A 24,212-nucleotide genomic window follows, 5' to 3' on the forward strand; every position below is an offset into this window, starting at 1 on the left:
TGAAACGGTAAAGGGGCCTGAGCCCCTTTGCGCATTATTTCCCGGCCTGAGGATGTGTATCAAAGCCCGCCATTACCGCCGTCAGCTCCGCCAGTGAAAATCCGTGTTTTGCATCGTCAACGCCCAGTCCGAAGCGTTCCTGCATCAGTCGGTAAAGCGCTTCAGCGTCCGGTAAATGGATCTGCTCCTCCACATGACCATTTTGCCAGTGGGTAAAGTTGAAGTTGGTCAGCGTCAGTTTGCCACCATCCGGCAGATGACGACACATCAGCAGATGGTGGCGGAAATGCGACTGCGGCCAGTGCGCCGACCAGAAATTCCCCATCACGTAATCACTGAAATACTGCGTTGTGAGGTCAAACTGGTACATCGACTGCCAGTGCTCGTGGTGACGGAACTGCAGCACCCAGTCATTACCCTCGCTCAGCAGTCGATACAGCCCGTGCGGCGTCTCTTGTTCTTCACTGGCGAGCAGACGAATCGGCGCCGTCAGCGTCTGGCCGCCAAAGCCGACATCGGCTATCCAGCGCTCACCGTTAAGCTCGACCAGCAGCAGCCGGTGCGTGCGCGGGGGCATTTGCGGCGGACTCGCTAATACCACGCGTCCCAGCACGCTTCGCACCGTAAACCCGACCTCACGCAATACGCGTTCGAACAGGCCGTTTTGCTCAAAGCAGTACCCTCCGCGACGTGCGGCGACCAGCTTGTCGACCAGGCACCGATCGTCAAGCTGGATTTCGCGCGGCAGAACGACATCAATATTCTCAAAAGGGATCGCACAGTTGTGATGTAAATGCAGCGCGCGCAGGGTGTCGATATCCACTCGTGTCGGTTGCGTCCAGCCGATGCGGGCGAAATAGGCGGTCAGGAATGGGGACATGAATCAGTTTCCTTTGATTGTGATGTTCTGTTTATAAACTAATTTTACGCACTCACTTTGATTTACGTGCTTTTTCGTCATACTCATCGGTATAGATGAGGAGAACCTATGAGCCACTTTCGCCCTGTTGAATTACGTCATGCCAGCCGTCTTCTGAACCACGGCCCTACTGTGCTTATCACCAGTCGGGATGAAAGCCTCGACAGACGCAACGTGATGGCCGCCGCATGGTCAATGCCCGTTGAGTTTGAGCCGCCGCGTATCGCTATAGTAGTAGATAAAAGTACCTGGTCACGTGAGCTGATTGAACGCAGCGGGAAATTTGGCATCGTCATCCCCGGCGTGGCGGCGGCCAACTGGACTTACGCGGTCGGTAGCGTCAGCGGGCGCGATGAAGACAAATTCAACTGCTACGGGATCCCGGTCGTGAACGGTCCTGAACTTGGCCTGCCGGTGATTGAAGAAAAATGTCTGGCATGGATGGAGTGTCGGTTATTACCCGTCACCTCCGTGGCAGAAAAATACGACACGCTGTTTGGGGAAGTGGTTTCAGCGGCAGCCGATGAACGCACGTTTGTCGCCGGACGCTGGCAGTTTGACGAGGATAAGCTGAATACCCTGCATCATCTTGGGGCCGGGACGTTTGTGGCGAGCGGGAAGATGGTGAAGGCGCTGGATTGGTAAGATCAATCAGATGCCAATGAAATATAATGATTTCATATAACATTAAAAGCTTACCAGCTGTCAGAAAAAAAAGAGGATATTAATTATGTGGTAGCAATAACAACGTAAAATATAAAACGCATTAAGGATCTCACATCATGAAGGCTTCTGATTATTTAAGGATAAAATTTCAGAGCGACCGCCATTTGGCGCTCACTATGCAAAACGCAATTGGGGGTGTTTTGCGATCGGCAAGAGGTGTTGCATCCGATATATATTCTGGTATCGAGCGAGTCAGTTGGTATTCATCATGTTTTATTCCCCAGTACAATGATGTCTGTCAGGAGTTAAAAGCAGAAGAAATCAGAACGCTCTACTCAATAGAGTCGATTTTCAAACACGCCGATGTCATTGCACACATATTTTATCTGTACCTGAAAACGATATGTGATGACATAGATGATGGCAATCCAGAAGGTTCAGCCCGTAAGCTCACAAAAAGAATTGCAGAATTCAGCTCTCACATGAACGTAGCGGGAGCAACGCGCTATGCGTTTGCCACTGCGGCCTCGATCGCCCTTTCTAACTCCAACCTCATTTCGAAAGTTGTTGTTGAACGTCTTTCTGCAAAATTACCACAAGGAGTCTTCGCTCTCCAGTTTTATGGCATTCAACAGAAATGTGCTCTCGCCGCCCGTCATTTGAAAGTTATTAATCCCGATTATTACTGGATTCTGTACCAGGAAAAACTCGAGATGCTCTATTATTTTTGTGAGCCAACCCTATCAAAGTTATTTGAAAAAATGAAATTAAATGCTTTTTCAAACCTGGATGATTTAGCCGATTTTATGCAAAGTGATTTAAATGTTTAAAAATCTAATAAGACTTTTTTTAGAAAGTATAGCCTTTCCTGCACTCGTCATAGGTTTTGGTTTGTTATGGCTTCACGAATTCCCCGAATACTGCCTAACATTGACTTTGCTCACAATCATTATTCTAATCTGGTTACTTCCTCGAGTAACTTCACGCATAACAAAACTGAAATAAAAGGATTTACTATGTCCAATCCAGCTTATATGTGGTTAACGGATGAAAATGGTTCACCAATGGTTGGCTCATCTCTGGTCTTCGGGCGTATCGGTGCTATTGAGCTAAAATCATTGACTCATAATGTCAATATCCCAGCCGATAGCAATACTGGTCGCCTAACGGGTACACGAATTCACGCACCAATTATGTTTCAGAAGGAATTCGATCGGGTGACCCCTCTCTTGTATAAAGCTTTAACTACCGGAGCCACACTCAAATCAGCAGTGATAAAAATGTACGTAATTAACGAAGCTGGAATAGAAAGCGAATATTTTAACATTTTCCTGGAGAATGTTAAAATCACATCGATAACACCTGATTTATATCCTGGCGCAGGCTCTGGCACTCACCTTGAAACAATCCTTCTACGTTATGAAAGTATTACCTGGAAGCACTGTGATGGTAATATCGTTTACAAAGATAGCTGGAACCATAGAGTGGTAGCATAAGCTATTGGCACTGTCTGAATGGCAGTGCTCCATTTCCTCCGACTGGTATTTGATCAACCCCATTACGAACTGTTCAGGCATGACTAATGAAAACACTCTGTTTTTTTCTTTTCGCCCTGTCGCCGTTCGCGGTCGCAGATAGCATCTCTTCACCGGGCCAGGCGGCGCTAAAATTCAATCAATGGTATATCGCGCAATTAGATCAGAACAAACCGCCAGTACTTAATCCAGACATCATGAACGAGTACGTAGCCTCAGGGACCCTTGCAGCAATTAAAGAAATGTACTCTGGCGACAGTAACGAAAAAGACATGCCAGATGCAGATATGTTCATCAAATCGCAGGATTGGGATGAAGACTGGAATCAGATAACCGTCTTACACTCTGATTTTGATGCCGTTTGCACAAACGTCTATATCGCGTTTGGTAAGAAACAAGATCACGTTGTAGCAGATTGTCTCGTTCAGGAAAAAGGCGTATGGAAAGTTCGCTCGGCCACGCTGATAAAGTAACAACGTGATATGAAAGGAAACGCCCTCTGTTGCAGAGGAAAAAGCACACGGTAGCCCAGCGGCTACCGTGTGCAATTCATTCACTACTTCGCACGTCGTGAAATAATCTCATCCGCAACATTCCGCGGTGCTTCCGCAAAATGATGGAACTCCATCGTATACGTCGCGCGCCCCTGGGACATCGAGCGCAATGTCGTGGCGTAACCAAACATCTCTGCCAGCGGCACGTCAGCACGAATAATCTGGCTTCCGTACTGCTCTGCCATCCCCTGCACCATGCCGCGGCGGGAAGAGAGATCGCCCATGATGTTACCCGCGTACTCTTCCGGCGTTTCCACCTCCACGTGCATGATCGGCTCGAGAATAGCCGGATCCGCCCTGCGAGCGCCCTCTTTGAAGCCGAGGATCGCCGCCATGCGGAACGCCATCTCCGAGGAGTCAACGTCGTGATACGAGCCAAACGTCAGCGTCGCCTTGACATCGACTACCGGATAACCCGCCAGCACGCCGCTGTTCATCGCTTCCCGCAGCCCTTTCTCAACGGACGGGATATACTCGCGCGGCACCACGCCGCCCTTGGTGGCATCTTCAAATTTAAAGCCACTACCTGGCTCCAGCGGCTCCAGGCTCAGGACCACATGGCCGTACTGCCCTTTACCGCCGGACTGGCGAACAAATTTACCTTCGATATCCTTCACCGTTTTACGCAGGGTTTCACGGTAGGTTACCTGCGGACGACCAATGTTCGCCTCGACGCCAAACTCACGCTTCATGCGGTCGACGATGATCTCAAGATGTAGCTCACCCATCCCGGAGATGATGGTCTGGCCGGACTCTTCGTCAGTATGCAGGCGGAAAGACGGATCTTCCGCCGCCAGACGCTGCAGCGCGATCCCCATTTTCTCCTGATCGCCTTTGGTTTTCGGCTCGATCGCCAGCGAGATAACGGGATCCGGGAACTCCATGCGTTCAAGCGTGATCACCGCGTTCGGATCGGTCAGCGTGTCGCCGGTGGTCACATCTTTCAGCCCCACGCAGGCCGCGATATCCCCGGCGCGCAGTTCGTCCACCTCGTGGCGATCGTTGGCATGCATCAGCACGATACGCCCGATACGCTCTTTCTTCCCTTTCACCGGGTTGTACACCGCGTCGCCTTTGCGCAGCACGCCAGAGTACACGCGGATAAAGGTCAGTTGACCGACGTACGGATCGCTCATCAGCTTGAACGCCAGGGCGGAGAACGGCTCATCATCGCTTGGATGACGCTCCGCGTGCTGCCCTTTTTCATCCACGCCATCAATGGCCGGCACGTCCAGCGGCGACGGCATGAGCTCAATCACCGCGTCGAGCATGCGCTGCACGCCTTTATTTTTGAACGCGCTGCCGCACAGCATCGGCTGAATTTCACCCGAGATGGTGCGAATACGCAGCCCTTTGATAATTTCCGCTTCCGTCAGGTCGCCGGTTTCCAGGTATTTATCCATCAGATCGTCGCTGGCTTCCGCCGCCGCAGAGACCATTTTTTCCCGCCATTCACGGGCGGTACTGACTAAATCATCCGGGACGGGCGCATAGGTGAACACCATGCCCTGCGTCGCATCATCCCACAGAATGGTGCGCATCTTGATGAGATCCACCACGCCGGTGAAATGATCTTCGGCGCCCACCGGAATGACAATCGGCACCGGATTGGCCTTCAGGCGCTCCTGCATCATCCGCACGACGCGGAAGAAATCGGCACCCGGACGGTCCATTTTGTTGACGAAGGCCAGTCGCGGAACGTGATATTTATTGGCCTGACGCCAGACGGTTTCCGACTGCGGCTGCACGCCACCCACGGAGTCATACACCATTACGGCACCGTCGAGTACGCGCATGGAACGTTCCACTTCAATGGTGAAATCCACGTGCCCCGGGGTGTCGATGATGTTGATCCGGTGCGGCTCATATCCCCTGTCCATGCCCGGCCAGAAACAGCTGACCGCCGCGGAGGTAATCGTGATCCCGCGCTCTTGCTCCTGCGCCATCCAGTCAGTGGTTGCCGCGCCATCGTGTACTTCACCCAGCTTGTGGCTCATCCCGGTATAAAACAGGATGCGCTCGGTGGTGGTGGTTTTACCGGCATCGATATGCGCGGAGATACCGATGTTGCGATAACGTTCGAGAGGGATGGGTCGGGGCATGATATTTCCTTAGTCACTATGACTTGTTTGTGACGACCAGGATGGTCGTGCATTCGTTCGTTTGCTATAATAGTCCTATTGTACGAGTATTATCGAACTATTTTTTAACGGTTGACCTATTGTTGATATAGCTCAATCTGACGCCAAACGCAGGAAAACGATGATCCCCAACCACCCTGAAACTGAACAAATACTGCTGGAAAATGTGCTGTTTGCCCTCGGCAACCCGCTCCGGCTGTCGATCATTCGCCGGCTGGCCGATGGCAGCGAACTCAGCTGTAACGCGCTGCGCCCGGAAGACGTGGTGAAGTCCACGATGACCCACCACTGGCGCGTACTGCGCGACAGCGGCGTGATCTGGCAGCGCCCGCAGGGACGCGAAAACATGATTTCATTGCGAAGAGAGGATCTGGATGCCCGCTTTCCAGGGCTGATGAAGATACTGCTGCAGGTTAAATAATTTCAGTCTCTTCCAGATGATAGACCGGGATCCGCCGGGTTGTTTTGGTGAGTGTATCAAACACCTCGGCGTCGGACGTCACGATCCTCATCCCTGTCTTGCGTAATCTCTGTACATCCGCCGCGATGCGCTGAATGCCAAACCAGAAAAGCCCGTCGAGTGCCGTTACCGCTAACCCATTTTCCAGCGCCAGCTTAAGGCGTTCGCGAGGGGCTTTAACCTGCTGGGCAATTTGCCGGTAAGGCAATTCATTACATCCTCTCGCATTACTGCGCTGGATCCGCGTTTTCAGCTGATAGGTAAACTCGTCAGGTATTCCGTCGAGATCCCTTTTAAGGCTATAGACGCAGCCAAAGCGCTTCCCGTTAAACAGAACATTTTTCTGACTGAGCTGAAGCTCTTTTCTGACAGCGTCTATCAGCTGGGGCGCACGGGTAAGGAGCAGCCTGAAGGGCAGCTCGAAGCTGGTGACGTAATCCACATTAAGCAACGCGAGACGCAGCCGCTCCTCTGCACCGGACTGTTGCTCACGACACTCCTCCATCACCTCTGCCCACTGGCGCGTCAGGCGCTCCGGCTCGGCGGCTTCGGTAAGGAGATATTTTTCAATTTGATAATCAACTCTTGCGGTCATCGTGTGGTATCCCGTCGCTGTGGATGCGGTAATTCTATACAGCGCGGTGAGTTTTATAAAGGACTGAACCGCAGCGGCACCCTGAAAATGTCGTTGCGATTCAGTATCCTGACGTTTCGGATCAGTGCGCCATAATCCAGCCCATCAGCAGCGTGGCGAAAATCACCGTCGACGCGCCGCCGATGCGGGTGGCGATCTGCGCGAACGGCATCAGCGACATCCGGTTAGACGCGGACAAAATGGCCACATCCCCCGTCCCGCCCAGCCCGCTGTGGCAGCAGGTCACAATGGCCGCTTCCACAGGATACATATTCAGACGCGACGCGATAACGTAGCCGCTCAGCGCCATCGCAATCACGACCGAACCGCATACCACCACGTATCCCACGGAGAAAACCGACACCACGCTCTCGAGCGGCACGTATAACATCCCGAGGCCGATCATCAGCGGCCAGACCAGCGCAGCCGAGACGAATTTATAGCAGCTGTGCGCGCCCTGCTCCATTGAGGCTGGGATCACCCTGAAGTATTTACACAGGACGGCAATCAGGATCATCAGCACCGGGCCGGGAATGTGGACCAGTTTTTCAAACAATCCGCCGACGATGAAAAACGCGCACACCATCAGCAATCCGCCCCCCATCAGATGAAAATCCGTCTGCTGAGCGCTTTGTGCCCCGGCAAACAGACTGGCGTCGTCTTTACTCCGCGTGAGCATGCCGTTTCCCGAAAGCGCAGGACGTTTCGCGCCGAGACGCGCCAGCGAGCCCGCACAAATAATGGCGAAGATATTCCCGACGACCGCAGCGGGTGCCAGCTGCGCAACGTAGACGTCCGGCGTCTGCCCCAGTATTGCCGAATAGGCCAGGGACAGCGGCAAAATCCCCTCGCCAATTCCGCCGCCGATGATGGGCACAATGATGAAGAAGAAGGTGTGGTAAGGCGTATAACCAAACAGTGAGCCCACCATGAGGCCGCTCAGCACGGCCATGCAGGTCCCCGCCGCCAGCGGAACAAACATGCGCATCATCCCCTGGATCAGCAGCACCCGGTTCATTCCCAGAATGCTGCCGACCACCAGGCAGGCGATGACGAAATAGAGCAGATTCGCCTCTTTCATCAGCAGGTGTACGGTATCAAGGGTTTGTTTCCCGAATACGCCAAAATAGACCAGCACGGAGGGAACCATCAGGCACAGGATCGCCGGGCCGCCGATATCCTTCAGCACCGGGATTTGACGCCCCACTTTGGCAAACGCGAAGCCGAGGGTCATGATGACCGCGAGACCACCTATCATATTTTTCGGCAGCAGCCCTGCCCAGGCGGACGTCGCCACAATGGCGGCAATCCCGACGAACAGCATCAACGGGACCGTGCCCACCTCGGCATTGTTGAGCCCAAAGGCAAAACGCGAGGTAGACAGCTCAGAAGTCGGTACAGGATTATCTTTCATATAATCACCTGAAAATTGTGTTCGGATATACAGAGAAAGGAATAACTGAAATTATTCCTGATACGAAAAAATGTTCTTAAATATAAATAATGAATTATGCGGCCTTTTCTAAAAACAGGCTCAGGGTGAAATTAGCATGTGCTCCCGCAGAGAAATGTGAACGCAATAACTCTTTCCTTTTAAATAATTTAATTCATCATTATGTAACTAAAGTTATTCATGGCGATCGGTGCATTCCTTTTTGAAATTAATAAAACCAGAAAGAATGTGAACTTTATCACTCCTGCTCCGTTAGCTAAGCGCTAAATTACCCCCCAATCAAACGCACAACAAACCGTGTCTTTACACCCAGTAAAGCCACTGTTTTTACTCGCCTTTTATCTGTATTGCTTAAATATTCAGGAGTTAACCATGTCCCGGAAAGAAGTTCTGTACACCCCCTATAACGGGGCCGTATTGCTGGAAAATCCGCTGCTAAATAAAGGGCTCGCATTTATTAAAGAAGAGCGTGACAATTTTAATCTGCATGGGTTATTGCCGCACAACGTTGAAACCATTGAAGAACAAACCGAGCGCGCCTGGGTGCAGTTCTGCCATTTTAAAAGCGATATTTCGCGTCATGTTTATCTGCGAAATATTCAGGACACCAATGAAACGCTCTTTTATAATCTCCTGCGTTCGCATCTGAAAGAGACGTTACCGATTATATATACCCCGACGGTCGGTGAAGCCTGCGAGCATTTCTCCACGATTTATCGACGCGCACGCGGCCTGTTTATTTCATGGCCTAACCGCCATCGTATTGACGAGATGCTGCAAAGTTTTTCGCGCAACGACGTTCGCGTGATTGTGGTGACGGACGGGGAACGTATTTTAGGGCTTGGCGATCAGGGTATCGGCGGAATGGGCATCCCCATTGGCAAGCTGTCGCTTTATACCGCCTGCGGCGGGATCCATCCGGCCTCTACCCTGCCGATTATGCTGGATGTCGGCACCAATAATCAGCAACACCTCGACGACCCGATGTACATGGGCTGGCGTCATCCGCGCATCAGCGACGACCAGTACGCTGAGTTTATGGATATGTTTGTCAGCACCGTTAAAGCGCGCTGGCCCAATGTTCTCCTGCAATTTGAAGACTTCGCGCAGAAAAATGCCACCCGACTTCTCCAGCGCTACCGCGACCAGCTGTGCTGCTTCAATGATGATATCCAGGGCACGGCCGCCGTCACAGCAGGGACGCTGATGGCGGCGGCGCATGCGGCGGGCACGCGCATTCGCGATCAGCGCGTGGTCTTCCTGGGCAGCGGCTCTGCCGGATGCGGGATAGCTGAAAAAATTGTGGCGCTGATGGTGGATGACGGCCTGACCGAGTCCGAAGCGCGCAGCCGGATCTTTATGGTCGATCGCTTCGGCCTGCTGACCGACGACATGACTAACCTGCTCGATTTCCAGAAAAATCTGCTTACCGCGCGCGACGCCGTTAGCCGCTGGCAGGTAGAGGCGAAGAATATTTCCCTGCTTGGCGTGGTGAAGAACGCGCATCCTACGGTGATGATCGGCGTGTCAGGCCAGCCGGGGCTGTTCAGCGAAGAGATTGTCAAAGAGATGCATCGCCACTGTCCGCGCCCCATCATCATGCCGCTTTCGAACCCAACCTCGCGGGCGGAAGCCCAGCCGCAGGATCTTATCGCCTGGACCCAGGGAGCCGCGCTGGTGGCCACCGGCAGCCCGTTCGCCCCGGTATTCTGGGAGAATGAACACTACGAGATCGCCCAGTGCAACAACGCCTATATTTTCCCGGGCCTGGGGCTGGGTGTACTGGCCTGTAACGCGCGCCGGGTGACGGAAGAGATGCTAATGGCAGCAAGCCGCAGCCTGGCCGCGCAGTCTCCACTGGTCACTACGGAAAAAGGGGGATTGCTGCCGCCGGTAGATGAGATTGAAACGGTGTCACGCCAGATTGCCGTTGCCGTCGCCCGGGCCGCGATTGCACAGGGCATGGCTCCGGCGATAGATGATGAGACGTTGATGGCGCGTATTGAGAAGACCTGGTGGCAGGCGGACTATGCGCCGTACCGCCGGTCTGCGCTATAGCGCCAGTCATGCCCTCACCCCAGGGTGAGGGCATCGCTGAGGTTTTAGTGCTGTACGCCTGAACGGTCAGAAAAATCGCTAGCGGAGAGAATATCACCCCGTGTTGCCGTCTGTTTCAGGCGGGTATACCGATCGGGTACACCTTCAGGACGCGTTTTGAAGCGACGGTGCAGCCACATATATTGCTCAGGCGCCATCCGTACCGCTTGCTCAATCGCCCTGTTCATCTGCGTCGCAACAGATTCTTTATCTCCCCCCTGCAACGCCTCGCTGATATCCTCCAGAATGATCAGTTCGTAACCGGTGCCGTCCGCCCTGCGGCGCGGCACAAAGGGAATAACGGCAGGCTTAGCGCTTTTGACCAGCATATAGCTTCCCGCGGTCGTGGCGGCATCCGGCACCGCAAAAAACGGCACGAAGACGCTATTGGTTTTGCCATAGTCATGGTCCGGGGCGTACCACAAAATTTCATTCTGCTTCAGCGAGCGAATCATGCCCTTTAAATCATGGCGATCGAGCATGGTTTTATTGGAGCGCAGGCGTCCGCGCGTCTGGAGCCAGTCCAGCAGCGCATTATTGTTGGGACGATACACCCCAATACCGGGGTTAAGCATGCCAAATATCCGCGCGCCTAGCTCAAGCGTTAGAAAATGCATCCCCACCAGCACCACGCCCTTTCCTTGCGCCCTGGCCTTTTCCATGTGCTCATAACCCGTCACGGTAAAGCATTTCCGCACCCGCCATGCAGGCCAGAACCATGCCATTCCGGTTTCGATCACCCCCATTCCTACCGATTCAAAATTACGCTGCAGCAACGTCTCGCGTTCATCCTTTTTCATCTCCGGAAAACAGAGCTCCAGGTTGCGGCGGGCAATCTCAACGCGGCGCGGAAGCAGGCGCATCGCCAGTCGACCAAGCCCATGACCGATTCTGAACAGAAGCGGATAAGGGAGCAGCATAATGAGCCACAGCGCGGCAATGCCGGTCCAGCTTAGCCAGTAACGGGGATGAAGAAAGGCGAGTGAAAAACGGGGTAATTTTGTCATGAGAAAATTATCCTTTAACGTGTCTGTCCTTAACTGATTCTGTTGGAGATCTTTCCTAAGGATTGATGAGCTGTCAGTCAGAAACGTTAAGTGTAGCGGATAAGACAAAACGCATTTTTATCGTTTTTTGCGAAAAAGCAGGAAGACGTGACGGGAAAAACCGGGAAGGAGCGCTCCCCCCGGCAATTGCGCTTACATTGAATAGCCTGGCTTTTTGATTAACTCGTCCAGCTTTGGTCCTATTTCGGTGTCCCAGACCTGCGCTTTCCAGTCCTCCTGGTTCACCTGATTCAACGCAACGGACACCGAGCTGTCTTTGCTGTTGAAATGGCGAATAATGACCTCAGCAATATCCTCGGCCAGTGCGGTTTTTTGTTCGTCGTTCAAATCGCGGGGAAAACATTTGATATCTACGTGTGGCATATGCAGGCTTCCAGTTGTGAGTAAGAGCTCCACGTTATCAGATAATACCGTTGGCCTTTAACACCTTGTGCAGTTCCGGCAGCTGGCAGACGGTATCTGCGATGGCCGTCAGTTTCGGCGTATTGGCTGCAAACCAGCCATGGCGAGGCCCCCAGGTCCGCACCACCGCGATATACACATCCAGCAGCGTCAGCCGTTCACCTAACGCAAACGGGGCGGCCTTGAGCTGAGCGTCGAACCACAAATAGAGGGATTTCCGGTATTCGATGCAGTTTTTCTGAAGCTGTTCCGGCGCATCCGGCGCCCAGCGTTCGGGATAGTCCGCATACGTAAATGTGGGATAGACGTTGGCCACAAACCAGATCAGCAGACGCTGAAACTGCTGGCGTTCGGCCTGCCCCACGGGCGGCGCGAGATCGGGGCATCGGTCGAGCACCATCAGGGCAATCGCCGCTGTTTCGGTCATGATGGCACCATTTTCCAGCGCCAGCGTGGGTACCTGACACAGCGGGTTGAGCTTTTGCAGCAGCTCACGCTGCGGGCCGGGCTGGTCAAACCCGTCCACGTTGATAAATTGATAGGGGATATCAGCCAGGGTTAGCATCACTTCACCGATTGCCGAGCCCCAGCCGGGTACGCCGTAGAGTTTAATCATGTTGCCCCCTGAGGGATGAAAACCCTAAGTGTAGAGCACCATTAGTAGGTTATCCCAGGCGGGTTGACCTCCGACTGCGCCACCGCTTCCCCCTGCTCGCCCCAGCGGGCCAGCACCTTCTGGTAATCTCCGCGCTTAATCGCGCCGTCCAGCGCGGCCTGCAGCGCGTACACCAGCTCATTGCCTTTTTTGGTGGTGGTCGCGACATAGGCTTTTTTCGGCCCTAAACCGACAACGCGGGTTTTGCCGGTGAGCGCCGCTTTGTAAGCTGAAACCGACTGAGGGCCAAAGAACACGTCCGCCCTGCCGGACTGAATATAGAGATTGCCCGAGGCATCGTCGTGAAGATAGACCGGCAGCGCAGGCGTCCGCCCCGCCTTTTTGTTCTCTTCGTTCCAGCCCAGCAGAATGCGCTCCTGATTCGTACCGGAGCCGACAATCACCTTTTTCCCGGCCAGATCTTCCGCGCTTTTGATTGACTGGATCTCGCTGGTGGATTTCACCGAAAACGCCAGCGAATCGACGCGGTAGGTCGCAAAATCAAACTTCTCTTTACGCTGTTCGGTCACCGCAATATTTACCAGCGCCACGTCGTAGCGCCCGGAGGCGATCCCCAGTGGCCAGTCTTCCCACGCCGTCGGCACCAGCTTCAGCTTCAGTCCAAGGCTGCCCGCCAGCAGACGGGCGATATCCGGATCGCTGCCAATGCGCGTGCGGTTATCGCTGGCCAGCAGCGCCAGCGGCGGAGAATTCAGCGCCGAAACGGCGACCGTTAGCGTACCCGGCTCCACGAATGTGTAGTTTGCGGGGATCTTCGCTACGGCCTGCCGATCCACCGTCACCGGCAGCGGCTGTTCGTTGGCTTTCAAATCAATGCTGGCGTGGCTCGCCGTCGTAAAGACCAGCCCCGCCAGAAGTCCATATTTCATTGGCGCTCCTTACAAGACTTTGGAGAGAAACTGGCGCGTTCGCGCATGTGACGGACGGTTTAATACCTCGTCACTGCTTCCCTGCTCGACGATTTTTCCGTCGACCATAAACACCACCTGATCCGCCACTTCCCGGGCAAAGCCGATCTCGTGGGTCACCACGACCAGCGTAGTGCCGGACCGGGCCAGCTTTTTGATCACGTCCAGCACTTCCCCCACCAGCTCCGGATCCAGCGCCGAGGTAGGCTCATCAAACAGCATCACGCGGGGACGCAGCGCCAGCGCGCGGGCAATCGCGATACGCTGCTGCTGACCGCCTGAAAGATGGCGTGACCAGGCATCGGCTTTATCCCGCAGCCCAACCACGTCCAGCAGGCTGTACGCCCTTTCCACCGCCTCTTTTTTGCTGAGCTTTTTATGCGCGATCGGCGCCTCTATCAGGTTTTCCAGCACCGTGAGATGGGGAAAGAGATTGAAGTTCTGGAACACATAGCCCACGTTGACGCGCTGTTTGAGGATCTCCTTCTCCTTTAGCTCATAGAGCTTATCGCCCTGACGACGATAGCCAATGTAATCCCCGTCGATCTGGATAAAGCCTTCGTCGACGCGCTCCAGGTGATTAATGGTGCGCAGCAGCGTCGATTTACCGGAGCCGGACGGTCCGAGGATCACCGTCACGGACCCGGGCGGGATCTCAAGCGAAACGTTGTCGAGCGCCTTATGGCGGCCAAAAAATTTGCTGACGCCGGTAATCGAAATATGTCCTTCAGGAGAGGCTTGCATGAATAGGCTCCTGTGCTGGTGCGGTGGTGACAGAACGGGTACGACGGGTGGCACGGTTCTGATTAACGGCAGAGCGGCGTTCGCTGCGGGCAAGCGCGCGCTCGACGCCATACTGTATAGCGGACAGGACGGTGGTGATCGCCAGGTACCACGCGGCACCGACCATCAGCAGCGGGATCACCTCCTGCGTGCGGTTGTAGATCATCTGGATGGTATAGAACAGTTCCGGCATCGCCAGGACGTACACCATCGCCGTGCCCTTGGCGAGGCTGATGATTTCATTGAACCCCGACGGCAGAATGGTGCGCAACGCCTGAGGCAAAATGATGCGCACCGTGCGTCGCCAGGCCGGCAGGCCGAGCGCGGCGGCGGCTTCGTACTGGCCATGATCGACCCCGAGGAATCCCCCGCGAATGATCTCGGCGGTATAGGCACTCTGCACCAGCGTCAGCCCCACCACGGCGGTAGAAAACTGCCCCAGCACGTTGATGGTTTCAAAGCTGCCCCAGGTGATGCTGGTGAACGGCACGCCGAGCGAGAGCGTGTCGTAGAGATAGGAAAAGTTGTACAGAACGATCAGCACCACGATCAGCGGCAGCGACCGAAACAGCCAGATGTAGGCCCACGCCAGGCTGCTCAGAAGCCATGACGAGGACAGTCTCGCCAGCGCCAGCATGCCGCCCAACACCACGCTCAGCGCGGTGCCGATCAGCGTCAGCAGCAGGGTCTGCCCTACGCCCTCAAGGATCACCGGGTCAAAAAACCAGCGGGCGAACACCGACCACTCCCAGCGCGGGTTAAAGGCCACGGACTGAATCACGACCGCCAGGAAAAACAGCGCCACCGCGGCGCCGACGGTCCGCAGCGGATAACGCGCCGGGACCACCTTAATGGTTTCAACGTTGCTCATCGTCGTTCCTCATGCGGTTTTACTGAACGCTTCGCGTACCAGCGTTTTGGTGAAGCGCAGCCGACCGTCAAACGGCGGCTGGCTGTACTCTTCCGGATCGCGGTTCAGATCGAACTGCGGCTGATAGCCCTGGCTGAGATAGAGCCTGACCGCTTCCGGCTGGCGAAAGCCGGTTGTCAGGTAGATTTGGCTATAGCCTGCCAGCACCGCCCTGCGCTCCAGCTCCTGCACCACACGTCCGGCAAGCCCCTGCTGACGCAGGGTTTTGTCCGTCCAGATGCGTTTGATTTCCGCGGTGCGTTCGTCGAAAGGTTTGTACGCGCCGGTGGCGATAATCTTCCCGTCGCGCTCCAGCACGATAAACAGCCCCTGCGGCGCTAAATACCACTCGGTGAGCTCCACCTCCGCGTCTTTAGAGAAGTAGTCCCCGTAACGGGCGGCATATTCGCCGAACAGCCCCTCAATGATGGGCTGAAGCTCAGCGTCTTCCGGGGAAACATCACGAAATCGTTCGCTCATCACGCCTCCTTAATCGCCCAGGCCAGCCGGGTTCACTTCGGACTGAGGAATGCGCTCAACCCCTTCCCCCCAGCGGTTCAGCACTTTGTCGTAATCGCCGTTTTTGATGACGCCGTTCAGCGCGGTTTGCACCGGCTCAACCAGCCCGCTGCCTTTTTTCAGCGTGACCGCGATGTGCGCCGCCTTCGGCCAGCCGCCGTCGACGCTACCCACCAGTTTGGTTTTCCCGTTCAGCGCCGCTTTCCAGGCGCCAATCACGTTCGGACCGAAGTAGGCGTCCGCGCGTCCGGACTGCAGCGCCAGCGTTTGTGCCGCATCGTCTTTGGTGTAGATCGGGGTGAAGGGCTTCAGTCCCTTCTTCAGGTTTTCGGCATTCCATGCGAGCAGGATGGCCTCCTGGTTGGTGCCGGAGCCGACGATAATCCGCAGCCCGGCGATGTCCTCAGCCTTCTCAAGCGACTTGATCGGGCTGGTTGATTTCACGTAGAACCCGAGGGAATCTTTACGATAGGTGGCAAAGTCAAACTTCTCTTTGCGCTCTTTGGTGACGGTGATGTTGCTGATGGCGGCATCATATTTCCCGGAGGCCACGCCCAGCGGCCAGTCTTCCCAGGAGGTCGGCACCACGTTCAGCTCCAGCCCCAGGCTGTCAGCGACCAGACGGGCGACGTCCACTTCACTCCCCAGCAGCGTTTTGTTGTCATCGGAGAAGACCGTCAGCGGAGGCGAGTTAAGCGCGGCCACCGCCACGGTAAATTTCCCCGGCACGGCGAAGCGATAATCTTTCGGCAGCTGTGCCACCGCATCGTTGTTTTTGGCGGTATTAACCGGCGTTTTGTTGGCCTCGATGCTCACGCCGGTGCCGTTAATATTCACATTCTCTGCCCAGACGGCAGGGGTAAAGGCCAGCGCGAGCGCCAGAATAAGCGATGTTTTCTGCATAGCGGTGTTCTCTTTTATTGTTGTGTGTATTGGTTTTTAGGTTCGTCTAAACCCAGACTTTCGCGCAGCGTGGTGCCCGGGTAGTCGGTGCGGAACAGACCGCGGGCCTGTAAAACGGGCACCACCTGGTCAACAAAGCGCGGGAAGGTGTCCGGCGTACCGCCCTGGATGATGAAGCCGTCTGCGGCATAGCCTTCAAACCAGGCCTGCAGGCCGTCGGCCACCTCTTCCGGCGTACCGGAAAAGCGCGGGCGCGGCGAGGCGGCTTCCAGCGCAACCTGACGCAGGGTTAAGCTGCGCTCGCGGGCATTGCGCTTGATTTCATCGGTGGTGCTGCGGAAGCTGTTTTTGCCTAAGTCGCCGATATCCGGGAACGGCTCGTCGAGCGGATACTGGCTGAAATCGTGATGTTCGAAGTAGCGTCCGAGATAGTTGAGGGCATCGTTAATCGACACCAGCGCCGCCGTGGTTTGATACTGGTTTTCCACGTCATCGGCGTCTTTACCCACAATCACGCTGACGCCCTGGAAAATATGTAAATCTGACGCGCGGCGTCCGTTACTTTCCAGCTGCTGCTTCACGTCGCGGTAAAAGGCTTTTGCCTCGTCGAAGGTCTCGTGATGGGTAAAAATGGCATCTGCATGCTTCGCCGCCAGCTTTTTCCCGTCGTCAGACGCGCCGGCCTGAAAGACAATCGGTCGTCCCTGTGGCGTTCGACCAATATTCAGCGGCCCGGCGACCTGGAAGAAATCACCGTGGTGGTCCAGGGTATGCAATTTTGCCGAATCAAAGAATTGGCCGCTCTCTTTATTGCGCACAAAGGCGTCGCCCTCCCAGGAATCCCACAGCCCTTTCACCACGTCGAGATACTCATCGGCAATGCGATAGCGCAGCGCGTGTTCGGGGTGTTTTTCGCGGGAAAAGTTCTTTGCCGACCCTTCCAGCGGCGAAGTCACCACGTTCCAGCCCGCGCGTCCGTTGCTCAGGTGGTCGAGGCTGGCGAACTGGCGCGCCGTGGTGAAAGGCTCGCTGTAGGAGGTGGATAAGGTTCCCACCAGCCCCAGGCGCGAGGTGATGCTGGCAAGAGCCGATAACACCGTCAGCGGTTCAAAGCGGTTTAAAAAATGCGGGATCGATTTCTCGTTGATATAGAGACCGTCGGCAACGAATAGAAAATCGAGTTTGCCCTCCTCCGCCTTCAACGCAGTGGCTTTGACGAAATCAAAATTGATGCTGGCATCGGCGACGGCCTCAGGGTGACGCCAGGCGGACATATTTCCGGATGCGCCATGCAAAATGGTCCCCAGCCGCAGTTGTCGGGTTGCAGACATATTCACCTCTTAAGAATTAAACGTGTTGCAGGGCTTTTTCCGCAAGCTGTGCAAAATAGCGGGCAGCGGGCTCAATTAAGGCTTCATCCGGGTTGAATGCCGGATGATGCAAACCATACGGGCTGTTGCTGCCGATGCTGACAAACGCGCCGGGAATGGACTGCAGATAGACCGCGAAATCTTCCCCGCCCATATGCAGCTCGGCGTGCCGGGTTTCATATCCGGCGTCCCGTGCGACCGAGGTGGCGAAATCGGCCCAGCGTTCGTCGTTCACCAGCGCGGTGGGCCCGGCATACCAGGTGATGTCAATCTGCGCGCTAAAGGCGCTGGCAAACCCGGCGGCGATTTCGCCCACGCGGGCTTTCACGTTCTGCTGCACTTCCGTGCGGTGGGTGCGCAGCGTGCCTTCCAGCTCGACGCTTTCCGGCAGCACGTTCCAGGTGTTACCGCCTGCAATGCGCGTCACGCTCAGCACCACCGAATCCAGCGTGTTGACGTTGCGGCTGGCGACGCTTTGCAGCGCCGTCACCAGCTGGCTCGCCAGCACAATGGCGTCGTTGCCTTCATGAGGTCGTGCGGCGTGCGCGCCCTTACCGGTAATGCGGATCACGAAGCGATCGACGTTGGCATAAAACGGTCCGCCGCGGGTCGCGAACTCACCCACCGGCAGGCTGGGCTCGTTGTGCATGCCGAAGATGGCGCTAACGTCACGCAGGGCACCGGCCCGTACCATGCTCTTCGCACCGCCAAAGTTCTCTTCGGCAGGCTGAAACAGGATCCGCACCCGGCCGTTAAGCGACGCTTCCCGCTCTTTCAGCTTCAACGCGGCGCCGAGGATGACGCTGGTGTGGATATCGTGCCCGCAGGCATGCATTACGCCTGCACGCTGGGAGCTAAACGGCACGCCGCTGCGCTCTTCAATCGGCAGAGCATCAATGTCGGCCCGCAGCGCAATCAGTTTGTTGCCCGAGCCGATTTCCGCCACCAGCCCGGTAGTCAGGTCGTAAGGCTGCGGGGTAATCCCGGCATTCGTCAGCCACTGGCGCAGGCGCGTCGTGGTCTCCACTTCCTGGCCGGACAGCTCCGGGTTCTGGTGCAGTTCGCGACGCCAGGCAATCAGCTGTTCGCCAAAGCTCATACGGTGACCTCCCTGTTAAGACGCGCCTCGGCAAGCAGGCGCAGCGACGCGACGCGCGTTGCTCCCTCCGCTACCGGCGTGTCGATGATAAATTCGTCAATGCCCCACTTTTCATGCAGGGCGTCAAGCTGTTCGACCACCGACTCAGCCGTACCCGCCAGCAGCGACTGCGCCCGACGTGCAATGCGTACCGGCTCGCTGCCCGCCTGACGCGCAAAGGCGTAGGCCTGCTCTTCGCTGGCGACGGTGACGCGCTGGCCGTTTGCCAGCTCGACGCCCCACACTTCGACCTTTTGCGCCAGGGCTTCTGCCTCGGCCTGCGTCGGCGCGACAATCGCCTGTACCGCCACTATCGCGTCCCGCGTGCTGTTCTCACGCCAGGTGGTAATCACCTCACGCAGCAGGTCCGGGTCACCGTTCAGGTGCGCGGCAAACACAAAGTGCCAGCCGAGCCCGGCGGCCAGCAGCGCGCTTTTGGTACTCGCGCCCAGCAGGAAACCCTCAGCAGGCAACGGTGGCAGAGGCGTGGCGCGGACGGCATCCTCGGTTGACGGATGTTCAGGACGGATCCAGCGGTCGAGCTGGGCCAGCTGTTCGGCGAAGCTGCCCTTTTCCTGTTGATTCAGGCCCTGCTGCAGCGCGCGGGTTGAGAGCGGTAATCCGCCGGGGGCTTTCCCGACGCCGAGATCCACACGGCCAGGCGTCAGCGCGGCCAGCACGTTGAAATTCTCGGCGACTTTATAAGGGCTGTAGTGCTGAAGCATTACGCCGCCGGACCCAACCCGAATGCGCGTGGTTTGCCCGAGGATCCAGGCAATCAGCAGCTCCGGCGAGGGGCTGGCAAGGTGGGGAGTATTGTGGTGTTCGGCAATCCAGAAGCGGTGATAGCCCAGATTTTCTGCCTGCTGCGCCAGCGCCAGGGTACGCGCCAGTGCATCGGCAGCCGTTTCGTTTTCAGCGATGGGGCTTTTATCCAGAATGCTGATTCGCCATGACATGTTGCGTTCTCGTTTGACTTAACATGTCGACATTATTAAAGGCGCATTTCACCACTGAGAAACAATTAATTTACATTTAGTTTGCCGGAAATCAGATATATAAAACCATGCTAAGAATAAGACTTTAAGTCGGCAATCAGCGTTTCCACCTGCCCGCGCCGGGTAATGCGGATGAAGCGAATATGCCCATACTGCGGGTTTTGCAGATCGGCTTCATAGCGCGTGCGGTTGTTACGCCAGGTTTTTATCGTCCAGATGAGAATGGAGTCTCTGCTGAAAAACGCGCGCCGGAAACTCTCTTTGTTCCCGGTGCCGGGCCAGAGCTCGTGCTTATGCCAGGCCCGTTTGATGGCCCTGATGACGGCCTGCCAGAGGGTGCGGGCAAAGCCATAATCGACCCAGACCACAACGTCGACATTACGCCATTTCACCGGCCGCGTGCGGTTATAGTTGCCGTCAAGCACCCAGTCTGGCGACGCCTGTAGCGCCTGCTCCAGCTTTTCCTGAAACACATCGTCCGGCGTGCCCTGCCAGTCGGGTCGCCAGTAGAGTCTGTCCATCTCGATATAGGGAATAGCCAGTTCGGTCGCAATCTGCTTCGCCAGCGTGCTTTTTCCGCTCCCGCTGGTTCCGATGACGTTAATTTTCACCTCAGCCTCACTGTGTTATCGAAAACAGCCCAAATCATAGCGTTTTCATCCTGTTAACGAAACGCTATTTCAGCATGGCAATTTTTCCTGAGAGACGATCTCCCTCTTTCAGTTTGGGTTATGTCGTTTATTTGCAGCGACTCAAAAAAACGCCCCTGAAAATATTTTCATTTTTATTACATTCGCCAGCATTAACAGATTAAAAATAATGAACAACGGGTATTTCAGACGGTCAGAATTTCAGAGAGAATATGCAGCAGGCCGTTATATAAAAATAATCACATTAATCTTGCCGGAGCATTTTCCGGACGTTTTTTTATTCTTGCACATCATCATGGAGTTACTCATGAGGCGTAACAGTCCCGTTACACAAAACGAGTATTTACTTAACGATGGTTCGACGTTAATGTCGACCACCGATATAAAAAGTCATATTACCTATGCTAATTCCGCTTTTATTGAAGCCAGCGGATATAAAGAAGAACATCTTCTGGGTGAGCCGCATAATCTCATCCGTCATCCCGATATGCCTGCCGAAGCGTTTGGCGACATGTGGTTTACCCTACAGCAAGGCGAGACCTGGACGGGGCTGGTGAAGAACCGTCGTCATAATGGCGATCACTACTGGGTGCGGGCTAACGTGACGCCGGTCTGGCAGGGAGGATCCCTGACGGGCTATATTTCCGTGCGAAATATCCCCGCGCGGGAAGAGATCGCGGCCAGTGAAAAACTGTATGCCAAAGTGCGTAATAACGAATTAAAACATTACCGCTTTTATAAAGGATTACTGGTCCGCCGCGGTTTATTTTCGTTTATGTCGCTTTTTAAAAGCCTCAGCACCAGCAAACGCATCCATCTTGGTATTGCGACGACGGCCTTACTCTCCTGCCTGGCGGTGTATTTATTCCCTGATAAACTGGTGCAGTCGGGGAGTCTGGTTCTGCTGTTTACCTCCCTGGCTTATTATCTTCATGCGCAGATCGCCCGTCCGGTAAAATCCATTGTGCAGCAGATGCAGCGCATAGTTTCAGGACGTAAAACCGACTATTACCATTTTGACAGGATCGACGACATCGGGCTGATGATGCGCCTGGTGAATCAATCAGGCTTGAATCTGAATTCGCTGGTTGACGATGTCGGGGCGCAAATCAGCGGGATTGGCACCATCAGCCAGCAGGTCGCGAAAGAAGGTGCAGCGCTGCAGACGCGCTCAGAAGAGACCGCAGACTTTCTCCAGCAGACCGCGTCGGCGGTGGAGGAGATCGCCAGCGCGGTGGAGCAGACGGCAGAAACCGCGAAAGAAGCCACGGAGATGGCGGATCGCACCCGCGACAGCGCCCACTGCGGCGAAGCGATGATGAAAGAGACCATCGGCATGATGCAGTCCGTGTCGCAGGATAACAGCCAGATCGTCGATATTATCAGCGTTATCGATCGTATTGCCTTCCAGACCAATATTCTTGCGCTGAATGCTGCCGTGGAAGCGGCGCGCGCAGGTGAAGCCGGGCGCGGTTTTGCCGTGGTGGCGGCCGAGGTGCGCAACCTTGCGCAGCACTCCGCGACGGCGGCGAAAGAGATCAAAGCGCTGATTGAGAAAAACGTCGCCAGCGTCAACGCGGGCGTGGAAAAAGTGGAACAGACCGAAACGCAGCTGACGGTGATGATCGACAACGTGCTGCGGGTCTCCTCCCTGATTAAGGAGATCGGCCACGCCACGCAGGAGCAAACCCAGGCGCTGACGCTCATCAACGCATCCATCTCCCGTATCGGCGCAATGACCCACAACAATACGGGGATGGTGGATAACGTCGCTCACGCCGCGAATCACCTGACGCAGCGCACGACGCGCCTGCAGCAGGCGATTGCCGTTTTTGGCGGTTAGCCGTTCGGGTACTGCTCGTCGGTGACTTTTTCCAGCCAGGTTACCGGGCTGCCGTTAACGGATTCGGCGATGGCAATATGCGTCATCGCCGTTTGCGCGCTTGCGCCGTGCCAGTGCTTTATGCCGGGTGGGATCCAGGCAATATCGCCCTGATTCAATATTTCCGCCGCTTTGCCCCACTCCTGTAACCAGCCGCGCCCCTGCGTCACAATCAGCGTTTGCCCAAGGGGATGCGTATGCCACGCGGTGCGCGCGCCCGGCTCAAAGGTCACGGTTGCCCCGCCGACGCTGGCAGGTTCGCTCGCCTGAAATGGCGCGTCAATGCGGACCGTGCCTGTGAACCAGGCTTCCGGTCCCTTTGCTGAAGGTAATGACCCGCTGCGGATAATTTTCATCTTATGCTCCTCTTTTACTGTTGCGTTAACAGTAGCGCAAAGCAATCCGGAGCATTAGCGTGCATAATCAGATAGGAAATATGATTGAAATTCATAAATAGAGGCAATCGCGGTGCTAAAAGATAATTTCAACGACCTGCTCTCCTTTATGGTGGTTGCCCGCGAGCGCAGCTTTACGCGCGCCGCGGCGCAGCTGGGCGTCTCGCAATCGGCGCTAAGCCATGCCATGCGCAAGCTTGAAGCGCGGCTCGACGTTCGCCTTTTAACCCGCACAACCCGCAGCGTGGTTCCCACCCAGGCGGGTGAGCAGCTCTTTGCGCGCTTGAGCCCGCATTTGCTTGAGATTGAGCAGGAGCTCACGGCGCTTCGCAGCGCGCGCAACAAACCCGCAGGTTCTATTCGCATCGTCGCCGGCGAGCATGCCATGGATGCCGTGCTCTGGCCGGTACTGAAGGCGTTTATGGTGCAGTATCCTGAGATTAACGTCGAAGTGACGGTCGATAATGGCCTGACGGATATCGTGGATGGCCGTTTCGACGCGGGAGTTCGCCTGGGTGAACAGGTGGCAAAAGATATGATTGCGGTACGGATCGCGCCGGACATGCGCATGGCGGTCGTTGGCTCCGAGGATTATCTGGCACGCTTTGGTGTACCGCAGACGCCGGAGCAGCTCGCTAACCACCGCTGTATCAATATGCGCCTGCCCACGCGAGGGGGGTTATACCACTGGGAGTTTCAGCGCGACGGGCGCGAGCTTCGCGTGCGGGTTGAGGGGCAGCTTACGCTGAACAACCTGTCGCAGCGCATCGACGCCGCTGAGAATGGACTCGGACTAGCCTACGTGCCGGAGGCGTCGGTTCTGGGGGCGCTGAGTGACGGACGGCTGGTCAGGGTTCTTGACGCGTGGTGCCCTACTTTCGAGGGGTATCACCTTTATTATCCAAGCCGTCGCCAACACACTACCGCTTTCAGGTTACTGCTAGATGCTCTGCAGCAATCAAAATCTTGACCACCTGGTAATAATTAAGAGAATCTGATGATTAAATAATCAACCCGCCAACTGTTTTGTCTAAAAACTCACCACGATTCAGCGTGTTGTGATCGCCGTCTGCTCTGACCACACGATTTCCTTCGACGTGCATCACTTTCGGCACGGTTATATTTTGCGTCGCTTATGAATTGCAGGTAGGA

23 protein-coding genes and 1 pseudogene are annotated in these 24,212 nt (G+C 55.5%); 8 read left to right on the top strand and 16 right to left on the bottom strand.

Going from position 1 to position 24,212, the window contains the following annotated elements:
• Positions 1-34: 34 nt before the first annotated feature.
• Positions 35-880, bottom strand: coding sequence for an N-hydroxyarylamine O-acetyltransferase (nhoA, locus tag L370_RS03695; protein ID WP_023335837.1), 846 nt, complete (start codon positions 878-880; stop codon positions 35-37).
• A gap of 108 nt (positions 881-988) precedes the next feature.
• Between nhoA and L370_RS03690 the strand changes: the two genes are divergently transcribed.
• The 4 genes from L370_RS03690 to L370_RS03680 all read left to right on the top strand — a co-directional run bounded on the left by L370_RS03690 (position 989) and on the right by L370_RS03680 (position 3,593).
• Positions 989-1,564: a flavin reductase family protein gene (locus tag L370_RS03690; RefSeq protein WP_023335838.1), complete on the top strand. Its 576-nt coding sequence runs from the start codon at positions 989-991 to the stop codon at positions 1,562-1,564.
• A 137-nt stretch (positions 1,565-1,701) separates the two neighbouring features.
• The gene (locus L370_RS03685; protein ID WP_023335839.1) at positions 1,702-2,415 is read left to right on the top strand and encodes a hypothetical protein; all 714 of its coding nucleotides are present in this window, start codon (positions 1,702-1,704) and stop codon (positions 2,413-2,415) included.
• A gap of 186 nt (positions 2,416-2,601) precedes the next feature.
• Positions 2,602-3,081, top strand: coding sequence for an Hcp family type VI secretion system effector (locus tag L370_RS0122145; protein ID WP_032666614.1), 480 nt, complete (start codon positions 2,602-2,604; stop codon positions 3,079-3,081).
• Between the two features lie 86 nt (positions 3,082-3,167).
• On the top strand, positions 3,168-3,593 hold the full coding sequence (locus L370_RS03680) for a DUF3828 domain-containing protein (RefSeq protein ID WP_023335841.1): 426 nt from the start codon (positions 3,168-3,170) through the stop codon (positions 3,591-3,593).
• An 83-nt stretch (positions 3,594-3,676) separates the two neighbouring features.
• On the opposite strand, the gene fusA is transcribed toward L370_RS03680, so the two are convergent.
• Positions 3,677-5,776 (bottom strand): elongation factor G, encoded by a 2,100-nt coding sequence (gene fusA, locus L370_RS03675; RefSeq protein WP_023335842.1) that lies wholly within the window; start codon positions 5,774-5,776, stop codon positions 3,677-3,679.
• A 160-nt stretch (positions 5,777-5,936) separates the two neighbouring features.
• Between fusA and L370_RS03670 the strand changes: the two genes are divergently transcribed.
• Positions 5,937-6,236, top strand: a complete 300-nt coding sequence (locus L370_RS03670; RefSeq protein ID WP_023335843.1) for an ArsR/SmtB family transcription factor — start codon at positions 5,937-5,939, stop codon at positions 6,234-6,236.
• Here the strand turns inward: L370_RS03670 and L370_RS03665 are convergent.
• Both L370_RS03665 and L370_RS03660 read right to left on the bottom strand, forming a co-directional pair.
• Positions 6,229-6,870, bottom strand: coding sequence for an ECs1377 family protein (locus L370_RS03665; protein ID WP_023335844.1), 642 nt, complete (start codon positions 6,868-6,870; stop codon positions 6,229-6,231). The two genes, L370_RS03670 and L370_RS03665, sit on opposite strands and share 8 nt — an antisense overlap.
• Positions 6,871-6,991: 121 nt before the next feature.
• Positions 6,992-8,323, bottom strand: a complete 1,332-nt coding sequence (locus tag L370_RS03660) for a 2-hydroxycarboxylate transporter family protein (RefSeq protein ID WP_023335845.1) — start codon at positions 8,321-8,323, stop codon at positions 6,992-6,994.
• A 411-nt stretch (positions 8,324-8,734) separates the two neighbouring features.
• Here L370_RS03660 and L370_RS03655 point away from each other — a divergent pair, with 411 nt between their 5' ends.
• On the top strand, positions 8,735-10,420 hold the full coding sequence (locus tag L370_RS03655) for an NAD-dependent malic enzyme (RefSeq protein ID WP_023335846.1): 1,686 nt from the start codon (positions 8,735-8,737) through the stop codon (positions 10,418-10,420).
• Positions 10,421-10,464: 44 nt separating this feature from the next.
• Here the strand turns inward: L370_RS03655 and L370_RS03650 are convergent, their stop codons facing one another.
• The 11 genes and pseudogenes from L370_RS03650 to L370_RS03595 form a co-directional block, all read right to left on the bottom strand.
• On the bottom strand, positions 10,465-11,466 hold the full coding sequence (locus tag L370_RS03650) for a Kdo(2)-lipid IV(A) acyltransferase (RefSeq protein WP_023335847.1): 1,002 nt from the start codon (positions 11,464-11,466) through the stop codon (positions 10,465-10,467).
• 192 nt (positions 11,467-11,658) lie between these two features.
• Positions 11,659-11,889: a tautomerase PptA gene (gene pptA, locus L370_RS03645; RefSeq protein ID WP_023335848.1), complete on the bottom strand. Its 231-nt coding sequence runs from the start codon at positions 11,887-11,889 to the stop codon at positions 11,659-11,661.
• Positions 11,890-11,926: 37 nt separating this feature from the next.
• Entirely contained in the window at positions 11,927-12,544 is a 618-nt protein-coding gene (locus L370_RS03640; RefSeq protein ID WP_023335849.1) for a glutathione S-transferase family protein, read from the bottom strand.
• 41 nt (positions 12,545-12,585) lie between these two features.
• A complete protein-coding gene (locus L370_RS03635) occupies positions 12,586-13,473 on the bottom strand; it encodes an ABC transporter substrate-binding protein (RefSeq protein WP_023335850.1) in 888 nt (295 codons plus the stop codon).
• Positions 13,474-13,482: 9 nt separating this feature from the next.
• Positions 13,483-14,256, bottom strand: coding sequence for an amino acid ABC transporter ATP-binding protein (locus tag L370_RS03630; RefSeq protein ID WP_023335851.1), 774 nt, complete (start codon positions 14,254-14,256; stop codon positions 13,483-13,485).
• Positions 14,240-15,166 (bottom strand): amino acid ABC transporter permease, encoded by a 927-nt coding sequence (locus L370_RS03625; RefSeq protein WP_023335852.1) that lies wholly within the window; start codon positions 15,164-15,166, stop codon positions 14,240-14,242. Before L370_RS03625 ends, L370_RS03630 begins: the two co-directional genes overlap by 17 nt.
• Positions 15,167-15,175: 9 nt before the next feature.
• On the bottom strand, positions 15,176-15,685 hold the full coding sequence (locus L370_RS03620) for a GNAT family N-acetyltransferase (RefSeq protein WP_008501765.1): 510 nt from the start codon (positions 15,683-15,685) through the stop codon (positions 15,176-15,178).
• A gap of 9 nt (positions 15,686-15,694) precedes the next feature.
• Positions 15,695-17,958 (bottom strand): annotated as a pseudogene (locus L370_RS23715) (NtaA/DmoA family FMN-dependent monooxygenase).
• Between the two features lie 16 nt (positions 17,959-17,974).
• The gene (locus tag L370_RS03605; protein WP_023335855.1) at positions 17,975-19,096 is read right to left on the bottom strand and encodes a M20 peptidase aminoacylase family protein; all 1,122 of its coding nucleotides are present in this window, start codon (positions 19,094-19,096) and stop codon (positions 17,975-17,977) included.
• Positions 19,093-20,094 carry an LLM class flavin-dependent oxidoreductase gene (locus L370_RS03600; RefSeq protein ID WP_023335856.1) on the bottom strand — a complete coding sequence of 334 codons (1,002 nt, stop codon included), beginning with the start codon at positions 20,092-20,094 and terminating at the stop codon, positions 19,093-19,095. The genes L370_RS03605 and L370_RS03600 overlap by 4 nt, the downstream gene beginning before the upstream one ends.
• A gap of 110 nt (positions 20,095-20,204) precedes the next feature.
• The gene (locus L370_RS03595; protein ID WP_023335857.1) at positions 20,205-20,744 is read right to left on the bottom strand and encodes an AAA family ATPase; all 540 of its coding nucleotides are present in this window, start codon (positions 20,742-20,744) and stop codon (positions 20,205-20,207) included.
• 346 nt (positions 20,745-21,090) lie between these two features.
• On the opposite strand from L370_RS03595, the gene L370_RS03590 reads away from it, so the two are divergent.
• The gene (locus L370_RS03590) at positions 21,091-22,626 is read left to right on the top strand and encodes a methyl-accepting chemotaxis protein (protein WP_023335858.1); all 1,536 of its coding nucleotides are present in this window, start codon (positions 21,091-21,093) and stop codon (positions 22,624-22,626) included.
• On the opposite strand, the gene L370_RS03585 is transcribed toward L370_RS03590, so the two are convergent.
• Entirely contained in the window at positions 22,623-23,021 is a 399-nt protein-coding gene (locus L370_RS03585) for a (R)-mandelonitrile lyase (protein ID WP_023335859.1), read from the bottom strand. The two genes, L370_RS03590 and L370_RS03585, sit on opposite strands and share 4 nt — an antisense overlap.
• Positions 23,022-23,133: 112 nt before the next feature.
• Here L370_RS03585 and L370_RS03580 point away from each other — a divergent pair, with 112 nt between their 5' ends.
• Positions 23,134-24,030, top strand: a complete 897-nt coding sequence (locus L370_RS03580) for a LysR family transcriptional regulator (protein ID WP_023335860.1) — start codon at positions 23,134-23,136, stop codon at positions 24,028-24,030.
• Positions 24,031-24,212: the final 182 nt, after the last annotated feature.

The organism is Enterobacter sp. MGH 24, from assembly GCF_000493015.1.
GTDB lineage: Bacteria > Pseudomonadota > Gammaproteobacteria > Enterobacterales > Enterobacteriaceae > Enterobacter.

Coding starts and splice junctions, on each gene's coding strand:
- nhoA (WP_023335837.1), bottom strand. CDS start 880: ATGTCCCCATTCCTGACCGCCTATTTCGCCCGCATCGGCTGGACGCAA.
- L370_RS03690 (WP_023335838.1), top strand. CDS start 989: ATGAGCCACTTTCGCCCTGTTGAATTACGTCATGCCAGCCGTCTTCTG.
- L370_RS03685 (WP_023335839.1), top strand. CDS start 1,702: ATGAAGGCTTCTGATTATTTAAGGATAAAATTTCAGAGCGACCGCCAT.
- L370_RS0122145 (WP_032666614.1), top strand. CDS start 2,602: ATGTCCAATCCAGCTTATATGTGGTTAACGGATGAAAATGGTTCACCA.
- L370_RS03680 (WP_023335841.1), top strand. CDS start 3,168: ATGAAAACACTCTGTTTTTTTCTTTTCGCCCTGTCGCCGTTCGCGGTC.
- fusA (WP_023335842.1), bottom strand. CDS start 5,776: ATGCCCCGACCCATCCCTCTCGAACGTTATCGCAACATCGGTATCTCC.
- L370_RS03670 (WP_023335843.1), top strand. CDS start 5,937: ATGATCCCCAACCACCCTGAAACTGAACAAATACTGCTGGAAAATGTG.
- L370_RS03665 (WP_023335844.1), bottom strand. CDS start 6,870: ATGACCGCAAGAGTTGATTATCAAATTGAAAAATATCTCCTTACCGAA.
- L370_RS03660 (WP_023335845.1), bottom strand. CDS start 8,323: ATGAAAGATAATCCTGTACCGACTTCTGAGCTGTCTACCTCGCGTTTT.
- L370_RS03655 (WP_023335846.1), top strand. CDS start 8,735: ATGTCCCGGAAAGAAGTTCTGTACACCCCCTATAACGGGGCCGTATTG.
- L370_RS03650 (WP_023335847.1), bottom strand. CDS start 11,466: ATGACAAAATTACCCCGTTTTTCACTCGCCTTTCTTCATCCCCGTTAC.
- pptA (WP_023335848.1), bottom strand. CDS start 11,889: ATGCCACACGTAGATATCAAATGTTTTCCCCGCGATTTGAACGACGAA.
- L370_RS03640 (WP_023335849.1), bottom strand. CDS start 12,544: ATGATTAAACTCTACGGCGTACCCGGCTGGGGCTCGGCAATCGGTGAA.
- L370_RS03635 (WP_023335850.1), bottom strand. CDS start 13,473: ATGAAATATGGACTTCTGGCGGGGCTGGTCTTTACGACGGCGAGCCAC.
- L370_RS03630 (WP_023335851.1), bottom strand. CDS start 14,256: ATGCAAGCCTCTCCTGAAGGACATATTTCGATTACCGGCGTCAGCAAA.
- L370_RS03625 (WP_023335852.1), bottom strand. CDS start 15,166: ATGAGCAACGTTGAAACCATTAAGGTGGTCCCGGCGCGTTATCCGCTG.
- L370_RS03620 (WP_008501765.1), bottom strand. CDS start 15,685: ATGAGCGAACGATTTCGTGATGTTTCCCCGGAAGACGCTGAGCTTCAG.
- L370_RS03605 (WP_023335855.1), bottom strand. CDS start 19,096: ATGAGCTTTGGCGAACAGCTGATTGCCTGGCGTCGCGAACTGCACCAG.
- L370_RS03600 (WP_023335856.1), bottom strand. CDS start 20,094: ATGTCATGGCGAATCAGCATTCTGGATAAAAGCCCCATCGCTGAAAAC.
- L370_RS03590 (WP_023335858.1), top strand. CDS start 21,091: ATGAGGCGTAACAGTCCCGTTACACAAAACGAGTATTTACTTAACGAT.
- L370_RS03585 (WP_023335859.1), bottom strand. CDS start 23,021: ATGAAAATTATCCGCAGCGGGTCATTACCTTCAGCAAAGGGACCGGAA.